A 21,416-nucleotide genomic window follows, 5' to 3' on the forward strand; every position below is an offset into this window, starting at 1 on the left:
TCTCTGGCGCACCTGCGCCCCTTTGCATCACGGTAATCGGATCATGAGCGCTATCGACAATCTTCCCCCGCTGCGCGAGGTCATCGCAACCCATCAGCTCTCGGCGCGCAAATCATTGGGTCAGAACTTCTTGCTGGACCTTAACCTGACCGCCAAGATCGCCCGTCAGGCCGGGGACCTGACTGAATGTGATGTGCTGGAAATCGGCCCTGGCCCCGGCGGTTTGACCCGCGGGCTTTTGTCTGAAGGCGCGCGCAAGGTCGTCGCACTGGAAAAAGACACGCGCTGTATCGCTGCCCTGAACGACATCGCTGCGGCGTATCCCGGACGGCTTCAGGTCATCAACGGTGATGCGCTGGAAATCAACCCGCTGGAACACCTGACGCCGCCGATCCGCGTTGCGGCCAACCTGCCCTATAACGTGGGAACCGAGTTGCTGGTCCGTTGGTTGACGCCACCCGAATGGCCACCTTTCTGGCAAAGCCTGACGCTGATGTTCCAACGCGAAGTTGCTGAACGTATCGTCGCGCAACCCGGCAGCAAGGCGTATGGACGTCTCGCCATCCTTGCGCAATGGCGGGCTGAGGCGCGCATCGCCATGTCGCTGCCCCCGGGCGCGTTCACCCCACCGCCCAAGGTGTCCAGCGCCGTGGTTCACCTGACCGCCCTGCCCGAGCCCCGCTATCCTGCCGATGCTGCCATCCTGTCCCGTGTAGTGGCTGCGGCCTTCAATCAACGCCGCAAAATGCTGCGGGCTTCATTGAAGGGCGTGGCCCCCGATATCGAAGATCGTTTGCTGGCGGCAGGGATTCAGCCCACGGAACGCGCGGAACAAGTTCCGCTGGAAGCGTTCTGCGCACTGGCCCGCGAAGTTCAAAAGACCTGAAAATAAAAAACCCCGGTTCTACCGGGGCTTTTCGTTCGATCTGTTGCTTGGCTTATTCAGCCGCTTCCGGAGCGTCCCCATCGGTTTTGGGGGCCTCTTCACTCACCGGTGCAGCTTTGGGCTTCCGCGCCCGCGGCTTGCGCGCAGGTTTTTCCTTTTTCTCCGGAGCTGAGCCTTCAGCCTCTTTGCTTTCCGGAGTTTCAACCAACCCGCTTTCAGGAGCAGCTTCGGGGGCTGCGAAATCCATCACATCCGGCTGCGGCGCTTCGGCCGGGTCGGCCTGACGGGCGGCTTCGCGTTCCTGACGCTCAGCGCGTTCGCGATCCCGTTCGGCCTGGCGTTCGCGGTTCTGGCGCTCCTGCTCTTCGCGGCGGGCTTCCATTTCGCGCTGCGCTTCGCTCAGCATTCGCAAGTAATGCTCGGCATGCTGCTGAAAGTTCTCAGCCGCCACACGGTCGTTTGACAGTTGCGCGTCACGTGCCAGTTGATTGTATTTGTCAATGATCTGCTGCGGCGTGCCACGCACTTTGCCCTCGGGACCCGAGCTGTCAAACACACGGTTTACGACGTTGCCGCCGGAGGGACGATTGCGGTTATTCTTGGCCCGCGAGCGGGATTTGGAAGATCTCATCTTTCTCTACGTCAGCCTTGTCAATTCGCTGTCGAACCACCCGTGTTTTGCACTGCTCTAAGGCGTTTGCCGTGACGGGATCTCGACTTTTTTGGGCTTGGCGTCAGGGGTGCGCTGCAACAGCGTCAACCTCGCCGACTAATCCTGAGTAAGCATGTCCTGACCGCGCAGACAAGAGGAATCTCGGGTTTTCACCAGGTTTTTTGGTTCGGGCAGCGCTTTTTGGTCGCAATCCTGCCGATCAACCCGGCATTTTTGCGCCAACCACACGGTCGCGCCCATCCAGATCAGGGATCACACAAACATCTACAAGCCCTGCCGCATCAAACAAAGCGGCAACTTTTTTGGCCTGCGTTGGGCCTATTTCAACAAGAATCCGCCCCCCCGGCAGAAGAAAATCGGGGGCTGACGCGGCAATCCGACGATATGCCCCCAACCCGTCTCCTTCGTCGGTTAGGGCCATACGCGGCTCGTGCTCTTTGACCTCTGGTGACAATTCGACCATTTCGTCCACTGAGATATAAGGTGGATTGGAAACAATAAGGTCAAACTGACCATCAATGTTTTCAAACCAATCCGAGCGCACAATATCCACCCTCCCCTGAACTTGATGCTCAATCGCATTGGCACTGGCTTGCAGACAGGCAGCTTCGCTCAGATCGGCCCCGACGCCTGACGCGCTGGCACGTTCGGCCAGCAACGTAATTAGTATGCAACCCGAGCCGACCCCCAAATCCAGAACGTGATCAAACGGCGCGCTCAGGGCTGCTTCGATCAGGGTTTCGGTTTCGGGTCGTGGGTCCAGAACATCCCGGCTGACCCGGAACCGGCGCCCATAAAACTCGCGTTCGCCCAGCAAATGTGAAACCGGCACCCGAATGGCGCGAAGCGAGATCAACTGGTCATAACGTTCGGCAATCTCGGGCTGCAACTCCTCGGGCGCAATCAGCGTCACCCGGCTGGCTTCAATACGCGCCGCGTGGGCCAGCAGCAGGCGCGCATCGCGCGCAGGGTCATCCACGCCAGCCGCCCGCAGACGGGCCGTTGCCGCCACCATGGCCTGTGCCGCTGTCTGCAGGCCGGTCATTGCGCCATCTCGGCAAGCAGCCGCGCCTGATCATCAGCCGTCAGCGCATCGATGACCTCATCCAGATCGCCCTGCATGACCTGGTCCAGCTTATAGAGCGTCAGGTTGATGCGGTGATCCGTCATGCGACCTTGCGGGAAGTTATAGGTACGAATACGTTCCGAACGGTCGCCCGAGCCCACCTGACTGGCCCGATCTGCCGAGCGTTCGCTGTCAATCCGCTGCCGCTCCAGATCATAGAGCCGCGTCTTTAGCACCTGCATGGCAATCTCGCGATTTCGGTGCTGAGACTTCTCAGAACTCGTTACAACTAACCCCGTAGGAAGGTGCGTTATCCGGACCGCCGAGTCGGTGGTGTTGACGTGCTGTCCACCCGCTCCTGAACTGCGCATCGTATCGATTCTGATGTCATTTGCGTCGATCTGAATGTCCACATCCTCGGCTTCAGGCAGAACCGCCACAGTCGCAGCCGATGTATGAATCCGCCCACCACTTTCCGTCTCGGGCACGCGCTGCACGCGGTGCACGCCGGATTCGTACTTCATCCGGGCAAAGACATTGTCGCCCTTGATATGAGCCACGACCTCTTTGATGCCGCCCAAATCCGACGCTTGTTCCTCGATGATCTCAAACTGCCAGTCCCGCGCCTCGGCATAGCGTTGATACATTCGCAAGAGGTCGCCTGCGAACAAAGCGGCCTCATCGCCGCCGGTTCCAGGGCGAATTTCCAACATCGCCGGGCGCGCATCGGCCGCGTCTTTTGGCAGCAACGCCAATTGCAGGGCCTGTTCCGCCGCAGGAATACTGGCCTGTAGCTGAGGGATTTCCTCTTCGGCCAGTTCTTTCATATCCGGGTCGGCCAGCATCGCCTCGGCCTCGGCCAGATCCGCGACCAGCTGACGCCAGGCCATGATCTGATCAACCACCGGCTTGAGGTCGGAATACTCCTTGGCCAGCGTCGCAATATCGCCCCCCGACGCGCCATCGGCCATGGCTGCTTCGAGGTATTGAAAACGCTGGGTGATCTGTTCAAGACGTTCTTCGGGGATCATCCGGGCGGTGTCTCTCATCCGGGGGCTTTGGTCAAGGGCAACGTCATGCTAAGCTTGCCACCATGAAACGGATTTTGCTTGCTTTACTGCTGACATCCACGCCGGTTTTTGCTGATTACGTCGGCCCGGACGGTAAAACCCGCGATTGCTATTGCACCGATACCTCAGGGACGCGCATCGAGTTAGGCGAGATGATCTGCCTGCAGGTCGATGGCCGCATGTTCACCGCGCAATGTCAAATGTCGCTGAACGTTCCCATGTGGCGAGAGGTTCAGGAAGGGTGCCTGTCATCGGGGTTGCAAAGTAAACCCTTTGGGAAGGCAGCTTCGGACGACGCGTCTTAAACCACCGCCACTCAATTACATCTTCTGCAACCACCCATCGACCCGCGCTTTGTTCACGCCAAAATCTTTGCGCCCAAACCGCAGGCGGCCGTGAACGCGCAGAGAGTTGCCGTGCTGCTGAACCGTGGTGTAGTCGGGAAACCCGATCCATTTCGTGCGGGTGATGTAGGTGATCATGCCTGCATCGACGGACCCAGCCAACACCGCTGTGCGGGGCGTGGCGCGGATGATCTGGTCCAGACGCTGCAGCCCGTCGGGACCGGTTTCGACAACACGCACCACACCACCGGGCAGGTCCTGATCCACGGGTGCGACCGGCGCAACATTCCATTGTGCGGGGTCGGATGGGGCCAGCCGGATATAAGCGCCCAGTCCGATCACAAGCGCGAGCACTGCCCAAAGAACCATCTTTTTCATCCCACTTTACCCTCTGGGGCAAATCCTAGGCGGATGAAGCGCCTGCACAACCCGTTCCCGACCAGTTTACCGCGACGTCACCCCCGGCAGGATGCACAGCATCTCATATATCAGGTTCGCCGCCGTCAGCGCCGTGTTACCTGAGGGATCATATGGTGGTGAGACCTCGACAAGGTCACAGCCCACCACGTTCACCCCTTGCAACGCATGGATCAGTTGCAACGCCTGTGGGGTCGTCAGCCCCGCAATCTCTGGCGTGCCGGTGCCCGGAGCAAAGGCCGGATCCAGGCTGTCGATGTCATAGGTGATATAAACCGGATGCTCACCGATGGTCTTGCGAATCTGCGAGCCGATCTGGGTCAGGTTCTGCTGCCACAGCTCCCAGGCGGGAAACTGGCGAAAACCCCAATCCTTGGCCTCGGTAAAGTCCGATGCCGCGTAGCCTGATCCGCGAATGCCGATCTGAAAGGTTTTGTCAGGAACGATCAGCCCCTCTTCATGCGCGCGACGGAAAACGGTGCCGTGGGTCTCCTTCTCACCAAACATTTCGTCATTCACATCCGCATGGGCATCCACATGCACCAGCGCTACCGGCCCGTGCTTGGCGGCAATCGCCCGCAGGATCGGCAAGGTGATCGAATGATCGCCCCCCATCGCGACCGGGATCACATTTTTTGCCAGTATCGCATCATAACTTTCTTTGATGATCCTCAGGCTGTCCGACAACGAGAAGGTGTTGATCGCCAGATCCCCGATATCAGCGATCTGCAAGCTGTCAAACGGGGCCGCCGACGTGGCCATATTATAGGGCCGGATCATCGCGCTTTCACTGCGGATCTGTTTCGGGCCAAACCGAGTGCCCGACCGCCACGAGGTGCCGATATCCATCGGAATGCCAAGCACCGCCACGTCCAGCCCCGCCAGTGACGCGGCCTGTGGAAGGCGCATAAACGTATTCGGCCCCGAAAATCGTGCCAAGTCATTGCCACTGACCGGTTGGTTGAATTCTGTCATGCGCTTGCCGCCCCATCCCTTTTATCACGTCTTCCAGCACATACCGGAAATATGGCTAACCAGAAGTTAACGCGTACCCAAACGGGTTTACTCTTTCGCTTTGGCCAGCTTATCCCATCCCAGCAGACAGATGATCTGCGTCGCCACATGCGCCCCGGCAATCGCCGTTGCGCCGGATGTGTCAAAGGGCGGAGAGACCTCGACCACGTCTCCGCCTTTGATGTTAATACCGGCAATGTCGCGCAAGATGATCTGCGCTTGGATCGAACTGAGCCCGCCCCAGACCGGCGTGCCGGTACCCGGCGCAAAGGCTGGGTCCAACCCGTCGATGTCGAAGCTCAGGTAAACGGGGCTGTTACCCAGTATACCCTTGATCTTCTGTGCGACCGCAGCAGGGCCGGATTCATAAACCTCACGCGCGTCGATTATGTTGACGCCCAGTGTGTCCTCATTGGTGGTGCGAATGCCCACCTGGACCGAGCGTTTCGGGTCCACGATCCCCGACTTCACCGCCTTGTAGAACATTGTCCCGTGGTCAACGCGGGACATGTCATCATCGGCCCAGGTGTCCGTATGCGCATCAAATTGCAGCAATGACATGGGTCCGTATTTCTCGGCATAGGCTTTCAGGATCGGGAAGCTGATATAATGGTCCCCGCCCAGCGTGACCGAGGCCACGTCAGCCGCCAGAATGGTGCGGATGTGATCGGTCAGTGTGTCGGGAAAGGCCGGGATATTGGCATAGTCATACGCCATGTCTCCGTAGTCCACGATGGCCAGTTCGCTGAGGGCATCAAAAGGCCATCCATAAGGCGCATCGGGTGATTGCAGGGCGCTGGCTTCGCGGATCGCACGCGGGCCAAGGCGCGTGCCGGGGCGATTGGTGACAGCCTGATCAAAGGGTACGCCGGTCACCGCGATGTCTACGCCGCTTAGATCTTTGGTGTACAGCCGTCGCAGGAAAGAGGTCGCCCCGCCAAAGGTGTTTTCATAAGACAACCCTTTGAGATCCGGGTTGGTGAACGCCTCGTCCACCTGGTTCTTTGCGTCTTCCAGTGCCATCTGTTTACCCCATCAGCCCAACGGCTGCGCCTTTTCCACGATACGTGCGAAAAAGGACGCGCCGACCGGTGCGATATCGTCGTTGAAGTTGTACTTGGGATGGTGCAGCCCTGCCCCCTCGCCTTGCCCCAAGAACAGATACGCGCCGGGCCGTTCTTGAAGCATGTATGAGAAATCCTCGGCCCCCATTTCGCGGCCTGCGTTGGCGACCACCCGATCCTCGCCCGCGACCTCACGTGCCACGTCAGCAGCGAAGTTGGCTTTTTCGGCATCATTGATCGTTGCGGGATAGTTGACATCATAGTCGAGTCGCGCCTCAACCCCATAAGACGCCGCCTGCCCCTGTACGATCTGCTCCATTCGTTCCATCACCATTTTCTGCACAGCCGGATCAAACGTGCGTACCGTTCCATTGATATAAGCCGTGTCGGGAATCACGTTGTTGACCGTGCCCGAATGGATTTGCGTGACCGAGACCACGAGATCGTCCAAGGCATAGTGGTTGCGGCTGACAATCGTCTGAATAGCTTGCGCGATACCACAGGCCGCCATTACAGGGTCGCGCGTCTCATGCGGCATGGCACCGTGACCACCGACACCTTGGATATGTACCTCGAATGTATCAACCGCCGCCATGATCGGCCCGGGCGTGGTATAAAACGACCCTTCTGCAAAACCCGGCGCGTTGTGCAGCGCATAGACCTGAGAAATGTCGAACCTCTCCATAATGCCTTCTTCCACCATCACGCCAGCACCGCCACCTTCCTCCTCGGCAGGCTGAAAGATCAGCGCGACGCGGCCGCGGAAATTCCGCGTCTCGGCCAGATAGCGCGCAGCCCCAAGCAGCATCGTCGTATGCCCGTCGTGGCCACAGGCATGCATCTTGCCCGGATGTGTCGACGCGTACTCAACCCCGGTTTCCTCGGCGATGGGCAAAGCGTCCATGTCCGCGCGCAGGCCGATGGTCGGGCCATCCTCCTGCCCGTTGATGATCGCAACCATTCCGGTCTTGGCGATGCCTTCATGCAGTTCATCCACCCCGAACTCGCGTAGACGCTCGGCCACAAAGGCGGCTGTCTCATAGCACTCGAACTCCAATTCTGGGATCGTGTGCAAATGCTGCCGCCATGCGGACATATCGGCTGAGAAATCGGCAATTCGGTTGACGACGGGCATCTGGGGTGGACTCCTGATCGGGACTGCGGAATGGATGCATCTGACACCGGAACGAAAGGGTTCGCAATGGCCGAAAATCCTCTGATCCACGACGGCGACGCTGGTATCGAGCGTTTGCTGGAAATCATGCGCCGCCTGCGCGACCCGCAAAGTGGCTGCCCGTGGGATATTGAGCAGGATTTCGCGACCATCGCGCCCTATACGATTGAAGAGGCGTATGAAGTCGCCGACGCCATTGAGCGCGAGGCTTATGATGAGCTGAAAGGAGAACTGGGCGATCTTCTGTTCCAATCTGTCTTTCACGCGCAAATGGCTGAAGAGGCCGGGCATTTCACCTTTCAAGACGTGGTTCGAACCATGTCGGACAAGATGGTCAGCCGCCATCCGCATGTGTTTGGTGACGAGTCCCGCGACAAGTCAGCCGATCAGCAGACCAAGGATTGGGAAGCAATCAAGGCCGCCGAGCGTGCGGGCAAGGAACAGAAAGGCGCGTTGGACGGTGTCGCGGCGAACCTGCCCGCCCTGCTGCGCGCGCACAAACTGCAAAAACGCGCTGCCCGCGTTGGCTTTGACTGGCCCGATGCCAGCCATGTGTTGGCCAAGATCACAGAAGAAGCGGCTGAACTGGAAGAAGCGCGCGACAGGATGGACGCCGATGCGCTTGAGGACGAGTTCGGCGATCTGCTGTTTGTGATGGTCAATCTTGGGCGCCATCTGGGTATCGAACCCGAGGCCGCCCTGCGCCGCACCAATGCCAAGTTCACCCGCCGCTTTGAACAGGTCGAAGCCCGTCTGGCCGAGAGGGGCAAAACCCCCGCACAAAGCGATCTAGCCGAGATGGATGCGCTCTGGGACGAGGTCAAAACCGAGGAACATCGCGCCAATGGCAAACTCCCGCCGGTGGACGCGCCGACCGGGGCCTGAAACTGCTGGACAAGTGCGGTGACACTTGCGAGTGTCCGCGTTTCAAGACCCCGGAGGCACAATGGCACCGCGCAAAATCATCATCGACACCGACCCCGGACAAGACGACGCCGTCGCCATCCTGCTGGCCCTGGCCAGCCCGGATGAGATCGATGTTCTGGGCATCACTGCCGTTGCCGGAAACGTTCCTCTAGCGTTGACAGCCAAGAACGCTCGGATTGTCTGCGAACTGGCGGGCCAGACGGATGTTCCTGTCTATGCGGGATGTGATCGTCCCTTGATCCGCCCTCTGGTCACGGCAGAACATGTACATGGTAAAACCGGGTTGGACGGGCCCGTTCTGCCGGACCCTGAAATGCCGCTGGCAGACGGACATGCAGTTGATTTCATCATCGAGACACTGCGCAAACATGAATCGGGCACCGTGACACTCTGCCCGTTGGGGCCACTGACCAACATCGCCATGGCGTTCCGCAAGGCCCCCGACATCGTCGATCGGGTGCAGGAGATCGTGCTGATGGGGGGCGCTTATTTCGAAGTGGGCAACATCACCCCCACAGCCGAATTCAACATCCACGTCGACCCGGAAGCCGCTGATATTGTTTTTAGATCCGGCAGACCCATCGTGGTCATGCCCCTGGATGTCACGCACAAGGCGCTGGTGACCAAACCCCGCAATGATGCGTTCCGGGCATTGGGAAACAAGGTCGGCATTGCTGTGGCGGAAATGACCGACTTTTTTGAACGCTTCGACAAGGAAAAATACGGCAGCGCGGGCGCGCCTTTGCATGACCCCTGCGTAACCGCTTATCTGATCCGGCCCGAATTGTTCTCGGGCCGTCATGTAAATGTCGAGGTTGAGACCCGGTCGGAACTGACCATGGGCATGACCGTCGCCGACTGGTGGGGCGTGACTGACCGTGCACCTAATGCGCTGTTTGTCGGCGACCTCGACGCGGATGGCTTTTTTGCCCTGCTGACAGAAAGGCTGGCCCGACTATGAGCGCCGCTCTGCGCCTTGCGCGCCCCGAAGATCTGGATCGTCTGATGGCGCTGGTCACTGCGTTTCATGCCGAGGCGCGGATCGAACAGGACGCTGACAAAACCCGAAATGCCCTTGCCCCCTTGCTGGAAGGCATCCCCCATGGCTGTGTCTACCTGATTGGCCCGGGACGCGCGCCTTTGGGCTATATCATCCTAACCTTCGGCTGGTCAGTCGAGTTCGGTGGCATGGACGGGTTCGTAGACGAAATCTATATCCGCCCTGCCGTCCGCGGCCGTGGCATCGCCACCGAGGTTTTGCTGGATCTTCCCAAGGCATTGGCCGGAGCGGGTCTGACCGCGCTTCATCTTGAAGTGGACAGAACCAATGAGGCCGCTCAGAAACTGTACCTGCGTACCGGGTTCAGACCCCGCGAAAAGTACATGCTTATGAGCAAGGCGCTTTAGCGCGATTCTCCCCGGAAGATATTGGCGGGATTCATGTCCTGAACCGGATCATTCGCCGATACTTCTTCCCCGGTTATCGGATAGGTTCCCGGACCCGAACACGCGGACAGAATGGTTATGGACGTTGCGGCGATTATCAGAAGGAATTTTGATACAGACATCGTAGCCCCCTTTCTGTAATGAACCGAGGTTACGGGATTCAGCGCGGGCACAGTTAGTAACAAGTTCACACATAATAAAATTTAAGCAGATCTAAAGCGGACAAAATAAGGCATTTCGGCGCGTAAAACGCTGATTAAATTCAATTATCGTTATTTTTACTTTTTTTGACTTCCGTGAGCTGCATTTCAAAAAAGAGCAGATGATCCCGAGCGATTTCTGGAATCTCAGAGTAAGCACCACGCAGATGGAACCCTAAAGACAGGTATAATTGAGTCGCTGCTTTCAGCGGTTTTCCGGTATCCATTCGGATGTGATCGAAGCCAAGATCCCGACAGGTTTCAATCAGCGACAGCATGATTGCACGCCCTGCACCGGATCCCCTTGCTGTATCCCTCACATACACGCGCTTTATTTCGGCCACACCCGGCGCGATTGTATGAAACATGCCGCAACCAATCGGCTCTCCGTCAAGCATGGCCAGTTTGATTCCGCCGTCAGGCGGTGCATGATCTGCTGCCAGAGTGTCCATCAAACGGGCGTATTTTTCCTTGGCGTAGAAGGTTTGGACGATCTGGACAGATCGCTCATCCAGCGTCAGCAGGAAATCCCGATAGTCCCAACACAAACGCCGAACCGCGTTCAGCTGGTCCGGCGTTTCTGGTTCAATAATCTTCAGCAAGACGTGACCCCCGGATCGCACCCAAGGGCCAGCCTAGCACCACACGGGTTATTTGCGAAGGATCGACGCGCCCGCGTATTCCGCGACCTCGCCCAAAGATTCCTCGATACGGATTAGCTGGTTGTACTTCGCCAACCGGTCCGACCGGGCCAGAGAGCCGGTTTTGATCTGACCGCAATTGGTCGCCACAGCCAGATCGGCGATGGTGGCATCCTCGGTTTCACCCGAACGGTGGGACATAACGTTGGTGTAACGCGCACGGTGTGCCATATCGACGGCGCGCAGGGTTTCGGTCAGCGAACCGATCTGGTTCACCTTGACCAGCATCGAGTTCGCGCAGCCGCGTTCGATCCCTTCGGCCAGACGTGCGGGGTTGGTCACGAACAGGTCGTCACCCACCAGCTGCACCTTGTCGCCGATGGCATCAGTCAGGGCTTTCCAACCGTCCCAGTCATCTTCGGACATGCCGTCTTCGATCGAGATGATCGGATAGTCATTGACCAGCGCCGCCAGATAGGCTGCATTTTCTTCGGACGACAGTGAGATACCCTCGCCTGCCAGAACGTATTTGCCGTCTTTGAAGTATTCAGTCGCGGCGCAATCCAGCGCCAGGTGAATTTCTTCACCCGGTTTGTAACCCGCTTTTTCGATGGACTTCAGGATGAAATCCAGCGCTTCGCGGGTCGAGGCGATGTTGGGGGCAAAGCCACCCTCATCACCGACACCGGTGGCCAGACCAGCCGCCGAGAGCTCTTTCTTCAGTGTATGAAACACCTCGGACCCCATGCGCACCGCCTCGCGGATGTTCGCGGCCGAGGTCGGCATGATCATGAATTCCTGAATGTCGATCGGGTTATCCGCGTGCTCACCGCCGTTGATGATATTCATCATCGGCACCGGCAGAACACGGGCTGAGGTGCCGCCGACATAGCGATACAGCGGCTGCGTGGTAAAATCTGCTGCGGCCTTGGCGGTCGCCAGTGAGACACCCAGAATGGCGTTTGCACCCAAACGGCCCTTGTTTTCGGTCCCATCCAGCTCGATCATCGCCTGATCGATGGCCACCTGTTCGGTCGCGTCGAAACCTACCAGTTCTTCGGCGATCTCACCGTTCACGGCGGCAACGGCTTCCAGAACACCCTTGCCCATGTACCGCGATTTGTCGCCGTCGCGCTTTTCCACTGCCTCATAGGCACCGGTTGATGCGCCGGACGGCACGGCAGCGCGGCCCATGGTGCCGTCTTCCAGAATGACGTCGACTTCAACCGTGGGGTTGCCCCGGCTGTCCAGAATTTCGCGTGCGTGGATGTCGATGATGGTGCTCATGAGGCCTGTCCCTATGGCTGCAGTCGGTTGCACGCGTCATAGCAGCACCGGCCCAAAAGTAAACCGTTTCCGTTAACGCTAACACGCATATTTACCGCCCTTTAGGGCTAACAGTATTCTGTTTGCGCCAACAAGATCAGGCTGGGACAAGTTCGCGAGCCAATCGCCGTTCGCGGACAAAGGTGTACAGACCGGACCCGATGATAAGGGTCGCGCCCGCCATTGTCAGGACATCTGGCCGCTCACCAAACATCAGCATCCCCGCAAGGATCGAAAACACCAGACGTGTATAGCGGAACGGCATAAGAGCCGACGCTTCGCCCACACGCATTGCAGTGACAATGCCGTAGTACCCAATCACTCCAAACCCTACGGCGCCTAAATATGGCAGGGCTTGTCCATCCTGAAGCGGTGTAAAGGATGTACCAGACATTGCCATCAACAGCCCCCCAGCCAGCGCCACTGCGATATACGCTTGCATCGCCACAACAGTTGAGGCCACTCGCACGTCCAGCTTGCGCGTGATCAGATCCCGTGCGGCAATGGCAATGACGGTCAACACCACAAACAGGGATTCGGGCTGGAATCCTTCCAAACCAGGGCGGATGATCATCAGAACGCCGATGAAACCAACACCAATGGCGCTCCAGCGCCGCCAGCCAACCTGTTCACCCAGAAACAGTGCCGCCCCCATGGTGACAGCAAGGGGCATGGCCTGAAACACAGCGGCGACCGTGGACAGATCAATCAAAGACAGTGCTGTCACAAAGGTCACCGCCCCGATCCCTTCGGTTGCCGCGCGTACCATTGGCAGTAATTGCCAGGCCACCGGATCAAAAATCCGCTTGCGCGAGACCAGTGACAAGATGGCGAACACGACGCCACAGACCAGACCGAGGAACACCATGATCTGCCCAGTCGATACAGAGACCGACAAGACCTTGATGAACATATCTTCAAGTGCAAAGGCCGCCATCGACCCTATGAGCAGCAGAATGCCGTTTACGTTGTTCATTTGCGCGTCCACAGGAAAAGGGCACATCCGGTGCCTATTGCGCACAACAACCTGATGCGACGGCCGTGGGCAAGACAATTTCCCGACACGCTTGATGAATTAACGTGGGTTAATCAATCGCGTTTCGTGATGGATCAGTCCTGTTCCAGCGGCACGCCGTACAGTTCCAGCCGATGACCTTTCAGCTTATATCCCAGTTTTGCCGCGATTTTTTCCTGAAGGGCTTCGATTTCGGGGTCGACGAATTCGATGACCTCGCCCGATTGCATGTCGATCAGGTGGTCATGGTGATCACGCTCGGCATCTTCATACCGCGCGCGGCCGTCGCCGAATTCCAGACGTTCCAGAATCCCGGCCTCTTCAAACAGTTTGACCGTCCGATAGACCGTCGCAATCGAGATACCTTTGTCGACGGCAGAAGCACGTGCATAAAGTTCTTCGACATCCGGATGGTCGTCGCTTTGCTCCAATACCTGCGCGATGATCCTTCTTTGACCGGTCATGCGCAGGCCCTTGGCCTCACAACGCCCAATAATCGTATCCGACATGATGCCCCTCAGACTTGCTCGGGTCTCTGTCTTAGTATGTCTGCGCCGTTTGCGCCACAAGGATTTATGCTTTTCCGCTGATCTCACGCGGCACGTGTCAGATCGGCCCATACGGGCAAGTGATCCGATGCGATATGCGCCGGACGCGCATCGTGAACCCCATGTGCAGTGGCCTGCACCCCTGCGCCCAGCGCGATCCGGTCCAGCGCGCCAAGCGGTTGAGCTGCGGGAAAGCTGGGTCGAGGCGGTAGAAAGCGCATTTCGGGGGCCAGATGGTCCAGAACTGGTTGTCGCGACCATTCATTGAAGTCCCCGGCCCAGACAGTTGGCATCTGGTCAAGATCGTCGTCACAGCGCCGGATATGCGAAATCTGTTGCCGACGGGATGCGGGCAACAGCCCAAGATGCATCCCCATCACCCGCAGCGGCCCGATTTGAGTGTCAAACTCGACTCGGACAGCCCCGCGCGGCTCTAACCCCGGCAATTCGTGATGCCCTGTTTGCCGGACTGCAATGCCGTCACCACGCCAGATGACCGCATTGCCATGCCACCCAAGGCTTCCGGCCCCGCCCAGATCGACGATCTGCCAACCCGCCTCATCCAGCATGAAATGCGGCAGGGCCGCCGGGCGGGGCGGCAGGCGTTTGTCAGCCTCTTGTAACACAACGATGTCGGCCCGCATGTGTTCGATGACCTGCAGGATGCGCTGCGGTTGACGCCGGAAATCCAGCCCGAGGCATTTTTGAATGTTATAGCTGGCGATACGTAGGGTTGAAGACGGTTTCATAAGGGCTTGACCAATGGGCTTGCGCCCAATGTGCCACCTCTGGCGCGGTGCGCAACCCCTCTGTTCGGTTACGGAACGAATGCCTTGGACAGAAACATAGCCAATTGCACGGTTAATTGGCAAACGACCTGCAAGCGATCACCAAAGGATTGTTCCTTTTGATCCTCTGCTCTATCCGGTTGCAGTGGAACGGCGACACCGCCACAACTCGAGGGGCTGAATGGAACTGCATCAGACACAGCCGGACAACAGCACCCGCGCCAGCCTGGTTCTGTTCATGGGCGGGGCGCTATGGGGGCTCTACTGGATCCCGGTTCGGTTCTTTCTGGATCAGGGTCTGACCGGCCCATGGCCCGGGATTGTCATGTATTGCGCGGCCCTGATCGCCTTACTTCCGTTTATTTGGAGCGATCGGCAAACGCTGATGCGGGAATGGCGCAACCTGATGCTCAGCGGCATGTTCACAGGGGCCGCGTTTAGCCTGTATTCCATCAGCCTGGTGTATACCGACGTTGTGCGGTCCATCCTGCTGTTTTACCTCACCCCGATCTGGGGAACACTTCTGGGTGTTTTGTTTCTGGGTGAGCGTCTCAGCCTCATGCGCCTTGCTGGTCTTTTCTGCGGGTTGGGCGGCCTTTTTGTTGTTCTGGGCGGCGCGGGTTTCGTGCCCTGGCCGCAAAACATAGGCGATTGGCTGGCATTGGCCTCAGGCATATGCTGGGCCCTGGGCTCTATGGGCCTTTATCGTGTCAATCGCATCTCGATTTCGGGGCAGGTCTTTGCCTTTGTTTTCGGCGCGCTGATCCTGTCCCTATTCAGCCTTCTTGCTCTGCCCGAGCAGGCTTTACCATCCATCGCGCAAAGTGAAGCGATCCGCATTCTTCTGTTGGCCCTGTTGTCGGCCTTCTACATCCTGCCCATGATCTACATGACGATTTGGCCTGCGACGAAGCTTTCCCCTTCAAGGGTCGGCCTGCTGCTGATGAGCGAAGTGGTCGTCGGAATCGCATCTGCTGCCGTGCTATCCGGAGAACCCTTTGGCCTACGAGAGTTTCTGGGCGCTGCGCTGATCGTCAGCGCCGCCGTGTTGGAGATCGTGCGAAAGTAGTGTCGCCCTATGGGTCATGTCCCACAGAAGGTTGCGTGCACCACCTCGTTCTTAGCCGGGGGCCGTTTCAAATCTGCGTCGTCATCCTGATTATCGTAAGGCCGAGCGAGGACGGCATTCAGCCGATGGAACGGCGCGTAATCCCCTTGCACCGCCGCTTGGATCATCTGTTCGACACGGTGGTTACGCGGAATAAACGCCGGGTTAGCAACGGCCATCACGTCGATCGGTTGCGCTTCGCGTTCTAATCGCGCGCGCCAGCCCTCGGCCCAACTGTCATAGCTGGCGGGGTCAACAAATTGATCCCGCGCGGTATCGCTGCCCAGCGCCCGGAATGTGTTGGTGAAATCCGCCTGCCCTTCGGCCATGCGTTTCAAAAGATCCGTCACAAGCTCTAGATCAGCGTCTTCGTCAGCCGTCAGACCGATCTTGGCCCGGAACAGGGTCAACCAATTCTGCTGCAAAAGCTCTGGCATGGCATGGACGATCTCGGTCGCCTCTTCGACAGCGGCCTCCTTATCATCCATCTGCTGGATCAGCGACGTCGCAAGCTGCGCCAGATTCCACACGGCAATGTCGGGCTGGTTCGAATAGGCATAGCGCCCCATCCGGTCAATCGAACTGTAGACCGTGTTGGGGTGATACGTGTCCATGAAAGCGCAAGGGCCATAATCAATCGTCTCACCCGCGATCGAGCAATTGTCAGTGTTCATCACCCCGTGAATGAACCCCACGCTCATCCACTGCGCGATCAGCCGGGCCTGCGCGTCCCGCACCGCCCGCAACAGACCCATAGGCCCGTCAGCCTCAGGATAGTGACGCGCGATGGCGTATTCCGTCAGTCGGCGCAAACTGTCCAGCTGCCCCCGTGCGGCGAAAACCTGAAACGTACCCACCCGCAGATGGCTGCTGGCCACGCGCGTCAGCACAGCGCCGGGCATCGGGCCTTCGCGAAACACCGTTTCGCCCGTTTCCACAGCCGCCAGAGCACGCGTGGTCGGAACGCCCAGCGCGTGCATTGCCTCAGACACCACATATTCGCGCAGAACCGGGCCCAGCCACGCCCGACCATCGCCTCGGCGCGAAAACGGCGTGGGGCCCGAGCCTTTCAGCTGTATGTCCCGGCGCACCCCATCGGTGCCCACGGTCTCGCCCAGCAGCACCGCACGCCCATCCCCCAATTGAGGGTTATACTGTCCGAATTGATGCCCAGAATACAGCTGCGCAATGGGCTCTGCACCTGTGGGCAGACGATTGCCGGCAAAAGCCTGGGCCATGTCCTGCACATCTCCTGGGGTGATCTGCAGTAATTTTGCCAAATCTTCGTTAAACGCAATCATCTGCGGTGAACGCACGGGAACCGGAGCCTGCCGCGCAAAAAACGCATCCGGCAGACGGGCATAAGTATTGTCAAAGGGGATCGTCAGGGTCATGCCGCATTACATATTGTTCAGGCGCACGAATACCATAGCGGATCGTATCGTCCCGTGCATAATCGCGGCGAACCAAGAGGGCACTCATGACCGCACAAGACATTATCGACCACCTGAACCTGCAACGTCACCCCGAAGGCGGTTGGTATGCCGAGACATGGCGTGCCAGCAACGCTGGCCGCCCCACCGGCACTTGCATCTATTTCTTGTTGCAGGCCGGAGCAAGCAGCCACTGGCATCGGGTCGACGCCACCGAGATCTGGCTCTACCACGCAGGCGCACCTCTGGTCCTGTCGCTCAGCGCGACGGATGCGGGGCCTGCGGTCGATCATCTGCTGACCCCTGACCTGTTAAAAGGCGCGCCGCAGCTGATCGTTCCTGAAGGCCATTGGCAGGCTGCACGCAGTACAGGTGACTATACCTTGGTCAGTTGCACGGTCTCTCCCGGCTTTGATTTCGAAGGTTTTGAGCTGGCCGCGCCGGGCTTTGACATCCCGAGGGAATAGCCCAACCAACGTAAATCTCTGAAAAGTTGAGTTTACAGACGGCCCAGCTTTGACCATCCTGTTCCCGTAATCGTGTGTGACGGAGTATCGAGTGAGCATGAAGCAGGTCTGTTTGACTGTCCTTTTTCTCTGCTTAAGTGCAGGGATTGCAAGCGCCAGCCCGGACTGTGCAGATTCTGGCGAACCGTTGGATGTTTCATTGCCCAGCGAGTCTACAACTGCCGAACCAGCCGCGCAGACGCCCGAAGACCTGTCCCCATGCGCGGCCATGCAATTGGAACAAGGACGCGAGCGGATGCGCGAACGCGGGGCCGTCTGCGGCGACTGGACCATATTGGGCGAAACGCGCAAAACCCTGAAAAGCAAAGCCCGGGGCTGCGGCATTGCCAAACCGGTTCGGGTCTACCGAATCTCAGATGTTGCCCTCAGTCAGTTTTCGCTGATGGATTGTCAGACGGCTGTCACGCTGAAAACATGGATCGAAACCGTTGCCAAACCCGCCTTTGCTGATATGGGCGGCGGGCTCAAGGGGATGCGGGTTGTAGGGCACTATGCCTGCAAAACTCAGAACAACCAGCCACGCGCACGCCTGTCTCAGCACGCACGCGGGCGGGCCATCGATATTTCAACCTTTGTCCTTCAGGACGGCACACAAATCACCGTTAAGGACGGGTGGACGGACAAGACCCAAAGCGCGGTGTTGCGCGAGCTGCACAACGGTGCCTGTGGCGTGTTCAGTACCGTACTCGGCCCGGACGCTGACCGCTATCACGTTGGGCATTTTCACTTTGACACAGCCCAGCGCAAAGGCGCTCCAGTCTGCCGCTAGCACTTCGAGCTTGACCGGACTTAAACCGGGTTTAACGATGCCGGTATGGACCACAAAGACCTGATCGCTTCTCTGCCCACTGAGACCAAGGACCGATTGCAACGCCGGTCGAACACTGCTGGGCTGAGGCATCTGTTGATCTATCTGGCGGCGTTGTCGGCCCTGAGCGCCGCAATCGTGGCGCAAATCCCGTTCTGGCCGGTTTTGATCCTGCCGCAAGGCGTTTTGCTGGTGTTCCTCTTCACCCTCAGCCACGAATGCACCCACAAGACCCCTTTTCGTACAGGGTGGCTGAACGATGCGGTCGGACATCTGGTCTCGGTCCCAATTGCCCTGCCCTTTACGTGGTTTCGATATTTCCATCTGGCCCACCACAAATGGACCAACGACCCCAAACGCGACCCGGAGCTGGATGGAAAACCGCGCCCCAACAACTGGACTGACCTGCTGATATATCTGAGCGGATGGACCTATTGGAGCGGCATGGCAAAGGTTCTGGTTCAAAACGCACGCGGCCACCTGGATGCCCCTTACCTTCCGAAACGCCAACACAAGGCGATGAAGGTCGAAGCGCGCATTCTGCTTGGTCTCTATGCCTTAACGCTCATCAGCCTGACCTACAGCACGGTACTGTTCTGGGTCTGGCTTCTTCCGGTGCTGGTCGCTCAACCCGTTTTACGCCTTTACCTGCTGGCCGAGCATGGCCTCTGCCCGCCAGTGGCAAACATGCTCGAAAACTCGCGCACCACCTTTACCTACCGGGTCTTACGGTTTTTGGCCTGGAACATGCCTTACCACGCCGAGCATCACTCCTTTCCAAACGTCCCGTTCCACCACTTGCCCGAGTTTCACAACTGGACACGCGTGCACCTGAAATCCACATCCACCGGTTACACGGAATTCACCAAAGACTACGCCCGAACGCTCAACTCATAAGATCCGTTCTTCATCTGGCCGAAAATACCTCGGGGGAGGCGCGCTTGCGCGGCGGGGGCAGCGCCCCCTATTCGCCACTTCGGCTTTTGATCAACATGCTGATCAAAGGCACCAACACTGTCGCCATCGAACCCAATGGATTCGCCCCGATGCTTTTGACGGCCTGCACAACTTCGCGCGCTTCGGTCGCCATCTCTTCCAACTCATCCTCGATATCTGCAATTGCCATGTCGCGAACTTCAACCGCCGGGGCGACTTCGTCCTCTGCGTTGCTGCGTCGCGCGAACAAGACCAGCAGACAGGCGAACGCAAGATTGCCAAGTGCCAGTAATGCAGCGGCCGAGGCAGGAGACATGGAGTTTTGCAGAGCAAAGAACAAAGCAACGTTCACAAGCACCAACGCTGACAGGGCAGCAATGCCCGCGATCCCCATCAAAATAGTCTGCTGTTGAACCACGGCCAGACGGCGCCGGGCGATCAGACGTTCCGTCCGATAGATCGTCACCAGATTTCTACTCAATCTGCTCATGGGTCCCTCCTAACCTTGTGCGCGTCCGACAACGTATCCCAGCGAAAACGCAATCAGTAACGCAGTCATCGGATAATCCTTCTGCAGGCGGCCGAATTCCTCGACCACGTCCTCTCCCAAGGACTGTGCCTTGCCCAGATCAATGCCATGCTCTTCAAGCAGCTTTCGGATTTCATCTGATGTCTTGACGCGTTCGGGCGCGTCCTTGGGCTTCGGATCCTTTTCAACCCGCGCCTCCAACGTCGCGTTGCGCTGCCGTAATTTCTCTAATTCGCTTTCAAGCTCTGCTTTTGTCGCCATAATGCCTTGCCCTCAATCCATGGGTCTGAGGCAACCGTCGCACAACAAGTTGTTTTTTTGAACTGTTTTTGGGTAATGCTACCCAACGGCATCCATCGAAACCGAGCTGACCACTCCGCCCCCGACCAGTGCCTGAACACCGGTTGTGCCGGGGCACGAGGTCGGCAGGCCTCGCGCCACGCGCACCGCCAGAAAGGCAAAAGCCTGCGCCTCGAGCATATCGCCATCCAGTCCAACTGCCTCGACCGGTTCGACCGGGCAGTCCAACGACACGCGCAGCATCTCCATCAAAACCGGATTATGTCGCCCACCGCCGGTGACCAGCACACATGACGGAGGTTTTGGGCAATGCTCCATCCCTTGCACGACCCCCGCGGCACACATCCCGGTCAGGGTTGCCACGGCATCCGCATCGTTCAATTCCTGCACCAGACCGATCATTTCCGAAAAATCATTCCGGTCCAATGATTTCGGCGGCATCCGGGCAAAGTATGGCTCGGCCAGAAACAGCTCTAGCGCGCCCATTTCAACGGTGCCATCACGTGCAAGCGCTCCGTCCCGGTCCATCGGCAGCCCCAGCCGGGCTTGCATCAGATCGTCAACAGGCGCATTTGCAGGCCCAGTGTCAAAGGCCAGCAACGCGCCGGGCGCTTCGGGTCCGTCAAAGGACGGATCAACGTAGGTCAGATTGCCGACCCCACCCAAGTTCAGAAAACACAGGGGCCGATCCGCGCCGAACCACTTGGCGCAGGCAAAATGAAAGAACGGCGCCAGCGGAGCGCCCTCGCCCCCCATCGCCACATCATCGCTGCGGAAATCCCAAACCACCGGACGCCCCAGCGCCTGCGCCAGTCCCAGACCGTCACCCACCTGCAAGGTGCCACGCCCGCGCGGCTCATGTGCCAGGGTCTGGCCGTGAAAACCGATCAGGTCGACCTCTTCAAATTCCGACAGCGCTTCGGCATGGGCAAAAGTGACCAATTCGGCGGCTGCATCGACATCTGGCCCGTGCCACTGCCCCAGCGCCGTCCGCAGAACGTCGCGTTCAGCGTCTGTGTAGGCGCGATAACCGCTTTGCCCGAACCCGATGATCTGGTGCCCGTCGGTTTCGACCATCGCGGCATCCACCCCATCCATCGAAGTACCCGACATTGCGCCCAACGCCCGGATCACACCGTGTTTGCTGATGGTCTGGCTCACGCCTGCCTCCTGATC

The 21,416-nt window shown here is 58.6% G+C and carries 26 protein-coding genes; 9 read left to right on the plus strand and 17 right to left on the minus strand.

Translation table 11 applies throughout. From position 1 onward, the window contains the following. Positions 1–43: 43 nt before the first annotated feature. Positions 44–886: a 16S rRNA (adenine(1518)-N(6)/adenine(1519)-N(6))-dimethyltransferase RsmA gene (rsmA, locus tag GOV90_RS03715; protein WP_171090475.1), complete on the plus strand. Its 843-nt coding sequence runs from the start codon at positions 44–46 to the stop codon at positions 884–886. Positions 887–938: 52 nt separating this feature from the next. On the opposite strand, the gene GOV90_RS03720 is transcribed toward rsmA, so the two are convergent. The 3 genes from GOV90_RS03720 to prfA form a co-directional block, all read right to left on the minus strand. After that, positions 939–1,517, minus strand: coding sequence for a DUF4167 domain-containing protein (locus GOV90_RS03720; RefSeq protein ID WP_171090477.1), 579 nt, complete (start codon positions 1,515–1,517; stop codon positions 939–941). A gap of 241 nt (positions 1,518–1,758) precedes the next feature. After that, complete coding sequence (gene prmC, locus GOV90_RS03725) at positions 1,759–2,604, minus strand: peptide chain release factor N(5)-glutamine methyltransferase (protein ID WP_171090479.1); 846 nt, start codon at positions 2,602–2,604, stop codon at positions 1,759–1,761. Further along, a complete protein-coding gene (gene prfA, locus GOV90_RS03730) occupies positions 2,601–3,656 on the minus strand; it encodes a peptide chain release factor 1 (protein ID WP_171091177.1) in 1,056 nt (351 codons plus the stop codon). The genes prmC and prfA overlap by 4 nt, the downstream gene beginning before the upstream one ends. A gap of 62 nt (positions 3,657–3,718) precedes the next feature. Here prfA and GOV90_RS03735 point away from each other — a divergent pair, with 62 nt between their 5' ends. Further along, on the plus strand, positions 3,719–4,000 hold the full coding sequence (locus GOV90_RS03735) for a hypothetical protein (protein ID WP_171090481.1): 282 nt from the start codon (positions 3,719–3,721) through the stop codon (positions 3,998–4,000). A 15-nt stretch (positions 4,001–4,015) separates the two neighbouring features. On the opposite strand, the gene GOV90_RS03740 is transcribed toward GOV90_RS03735, so the two are convergent. The 4 genes from GOV90_RS03740 to GOV90_RS03755 all read right to left on the minus strand — a co-directional run bounded on the left by GOV90_RS03740 (position 4,016) and on the right by GOV90_RS03755 (position 7,669). After that, positions 4,016–4,417 carry a DUF1499 domain-containing protein gene (locus tag GOV90_RS03740; protein WP_171090483.1) on the minus strand — a complete coding sequence of 134 codons (402 nt, stop codon included), beginning with the start codon at positions 4,415–4,417 and terminating at the stop codon, positions 4,016–4,018. A 66-nt stretch (positions 4,418–4,483) separates the two neighbouring features. Beyond that, complete coding sequence (gene speB / locus GOV90_RS03745) at positions 4,484–5,431, minus strand: agmatinase (protein ID WP_171090485.1); 948 nt, start codon at positions 5,429–5,431, stop codon at positions 4,484–4,486. A gap of 87 nt (positions 5,432–5,518) precedes the next feature. Then, complete coding sequence (gene speB, locus GOV90_RS03750) at positions 5,519–6,493, minus strand: agmatinase (RefSeq protein WP_171090487.1); 975 nt, start codon at positions 6,491–6,493, stop codon at positions 5,519–5,521. Between the two features lie 12 nt (positions 6,494–6,505). After that, positions 6,506–7,669, minus strand: a complete 1,164-nt coding sequence (locus tag GOV90_RS03755) for a M20 aminoacylase family protein (RefSeq protein ID WP_171090489.1) — start codon at positions 7,667–7,669, stop codon at positions 6,506–6,508. 66 nt (positions 7,670–7,735) lie between these two features. On the opposite strand from GOV90_RS03755, the gene mazG reads away from it, so the two are divergent. From mazG to GOV90_RS03770, 3 genes are all read left to right on the plus strand, one after another. Beyond that, positions 7,736–8,593, plus strand: coding sequence for a nucleoside triphosphate pyrophosphohydrolase (gene mazG, locus GOV90_RS03760; protein WP_171091179.1), 858 nt, complete (start codon positions 7,736–7,738; stop codon positions 8,591–8,593). Positions 8,594–8,654: 61 nt separating this feature from the next. Further along, entirely contained in the window at positions 8,655–9,596 is a 942-nt protein-coding gene (locus GOV90_RS03765) for a nucleoside hydrolase (RefSeq protein WP_171090491.1), read from the plus strand. After that, complete coding sequence (locus tag GOV90_RS03770) at positions 9,593–10,042, plus strand: N-acetyltransferase (protein ID WP_171090492.1); 450 nt, start codon at positions 9,593–9,595, stop codon at positions 10,040–10,042. Before GOV90_RS03765 ends, GOV90_RS03770 begins: the two co-directional genes overlap by 4 nt. Here the strand turns inward: GOV90_RS03770 and GOV90_RS03775 are convergent. The 6 genes from GOV90_RS03775 to GOV90_RS03800 all read right to left on the minus strand — a co-directional run bounded on the left by GOV90_RS03775 (position 10,039) and on the right by GOV90_RS03800 (position 14,560). Then, positions 10,039–10,203, minus strand: a complete 165-nt coding sequence (locus GOV90_RS03775) for a hypothetical protein (RefSeq protein ID WP_171090494.1) — start codon at positions 10,201–10,203, stop codon at positions 10,039–10,041. The genes GOV90_RS03770 and GOV90_RS03775 overlap by 4 nt on opposite strands. A gap of 140 nt (positions 10,204–10,343) precedes the next feature. Continuing rightward, entirely contained in the window at positions 10,344–10,883 is a 540-nt protein-coding gene (locus GOV90_RS03780; protein WP_171090496.1) for a GNAT family N-acetyltransferase, read from the minus strand. Between the two features lie 48 nt (positions 10,884–10,931). After that, entirely contained in the window at positions 10,932–12,209 is a 1,278-nt protein-coding gene (eno, locus tag GOV90_RS03785; RefSeq protein WP_171090498.1) for a phosphopyruvate hydratase, read from the minus strand. A 136-nt stretch (positions 12,210–12,345) separates the two neighbouring features. Further along, the gene (locus GOV90_RS03790) at positions 12,346–13,224 is read right to left on the minus strand and encodes a DMT family transporter (RefSeq protein ID WP_171090500.1); all 879 of its coding nucleotides are present in this window, start codon (positions 13,222–13,224) and stop codon (positions 12,346–12,348) included. Positions 13,225–13,358: 134 nt separating this feature from the next. Beyond that, positions 13,359–13,772 carry a Fur family transcriptional regulator gene (locus tag GOV90_RS03795; RefSeq protein ID WP_171090502.1) on the minus strand — a complete coding sequence of 138 codons (414 nt, stop codon included), beginning with the start codon at positions 13,770–13,772 and terminating at the stop codon, positions 13,359–13,361. Positions 13,773–13,855: 83 nt separating this feature from the next. Then, a complete protein-coding gene (locus GOV90_RS03800) occupies positions 13,856–14,560 on the minus strand; it encodes an endonuclease/exonuclease/phosphatase family protein (protein ID WP_171090504.1) in 705 nt (234 codons plus the stop codon). A gap of 220 nt (positions 14,561–14,780) precedes the next feature. Between GOV90_RS03800 and GOV90_RS03805 the strand changes: the two genes are divergently transcribed. Then, positions 14,781–15,668, plus strand: coding sequence for a DMT family transporter (locus GOV90_RS03805; protein ID WP_171090506.1), 888 nt, complete (start codon positions 14,781–14,783; stop codon positions 15,666–15,668). Positions 15,669–15,682: 14 nt separating this feature from the next. On the opposite strand, the gene GOV90_RS03810 is transcribed toward GOV90_RS03805, so the two are convergent. Beyond that, positions 15,683–17,101, minus strand: coding sequence for a YdiU family protein (locus GOV90_RS03810; RefSeq protein WP_171090508.1), 1,419 nt, complete (start codon positions 17,099–17,101; stop codon positions 15,683–15,685). An 86-nt stretch (positions 17,102–17,187) separates the two neighbouring features. On the opposite strand from GOV90_RS03810, the gene GOV90_RS03815 reads away from it, so the two are divergent. The 3 genes from GOV90_RS03815 to GOV90_RS03825 all read left to right on the plus strand — a co-directional run bounded on the left by GOV90_RS03815 (position 17,188) and on the right by GOV90_RS03825 (position 19,372). Next, positions 17,188–17,607, plus strand: coding sequence for a cupin domain-containing protein (locus tag GOV90_RS03815; protein WP_171090510.1), 420 nt, complete (start codon positions 17,188–17,190; stop codon positions 17,605–17,607). Between the two features lie 199 nt (positions 17,608–17,806). Next, positions 17,807–18,436 (plus strand): extensin family protein, encoded by a 630-nt coding sequence (locus tag GOV90_RS03820; RefSeq protein WP_171090512.1) that lies wholly within the window; start codon positions 17,807–17,809, stop codon positions 18,434–18,436. A gap of 45 nt (positions 18,437–18,481) precedes the next feature. Beyond that, positions 18,482–19,372, plus strand: coding sequence for a fatty acid desaturase (locus GOV90_RS03825; protein ID WP_171090513.1), 891 nt, complete (start codon positions 18,482–18,484; stop codon positions 19,370–19,372). A gap of 67 nt (positions 19,373–19,439) precedes the next feature. Here GOV90_RS03825 and GOV90_RS03830 read toward each other — a convergent pair whose 3' ends face one another. The 3 genes from GOV90_RS03830 to GOV90_RS03840 all read right to left on the minus strand — a co-directional run bounded on the left by GOV90_RS03830 (position 19,440) and on the right by GOV90_RS03840 (position 21,401). Continuing rightward, the gene (locus tag GOV90_RS03830; protein WP_171090515.1) at positions 19,440–19,901 is read right to left on the minus strand and encodes a hypothetical protein; all 462 of its coding nucleotides are present in this window, start codon (positions 19,899–19,901) and stop codon (positions 19,440–19,442) included. Between the two features lie 9 nt (positions 19,902–19,910). Next, on the minus strand, positions 19,911–20,201 hold the full coding sequence (locus GOV90_RS03835) for a hypothetical protein (protein ID WP_171090517.1): 291 nt from the start codon (positions 20,199–20,201) through the stop codon (positions 19,911–19,913). A gap of 78 nt (positions 20,202–20,279) precedes the next feature. After that, positions 20,280–21,401: an anhydro-N-acetylmuramic acid kinase gene (locus tag GOV90_RS03840; RefSeq protein ID WP_256367918.1), complete on the minus strand. Its 1,122-nt coding sequence runs from the start codon at positions 21,399–21,401 to the stop codon at positions 20,280–20,282. Positions 21,402–21,416 lie beyond the last annotated feature (15 nt).

The sequence above is a fragment of the Ruegeria sp. HKCCA5929 genome (assembly GCF_013034525.1).
Classification (GTDB): Bacteria; Pseudomonadota; Alphaproteobacteria; order Rhodobacterales; family Rhodobacteraceae; genus Ruegeria.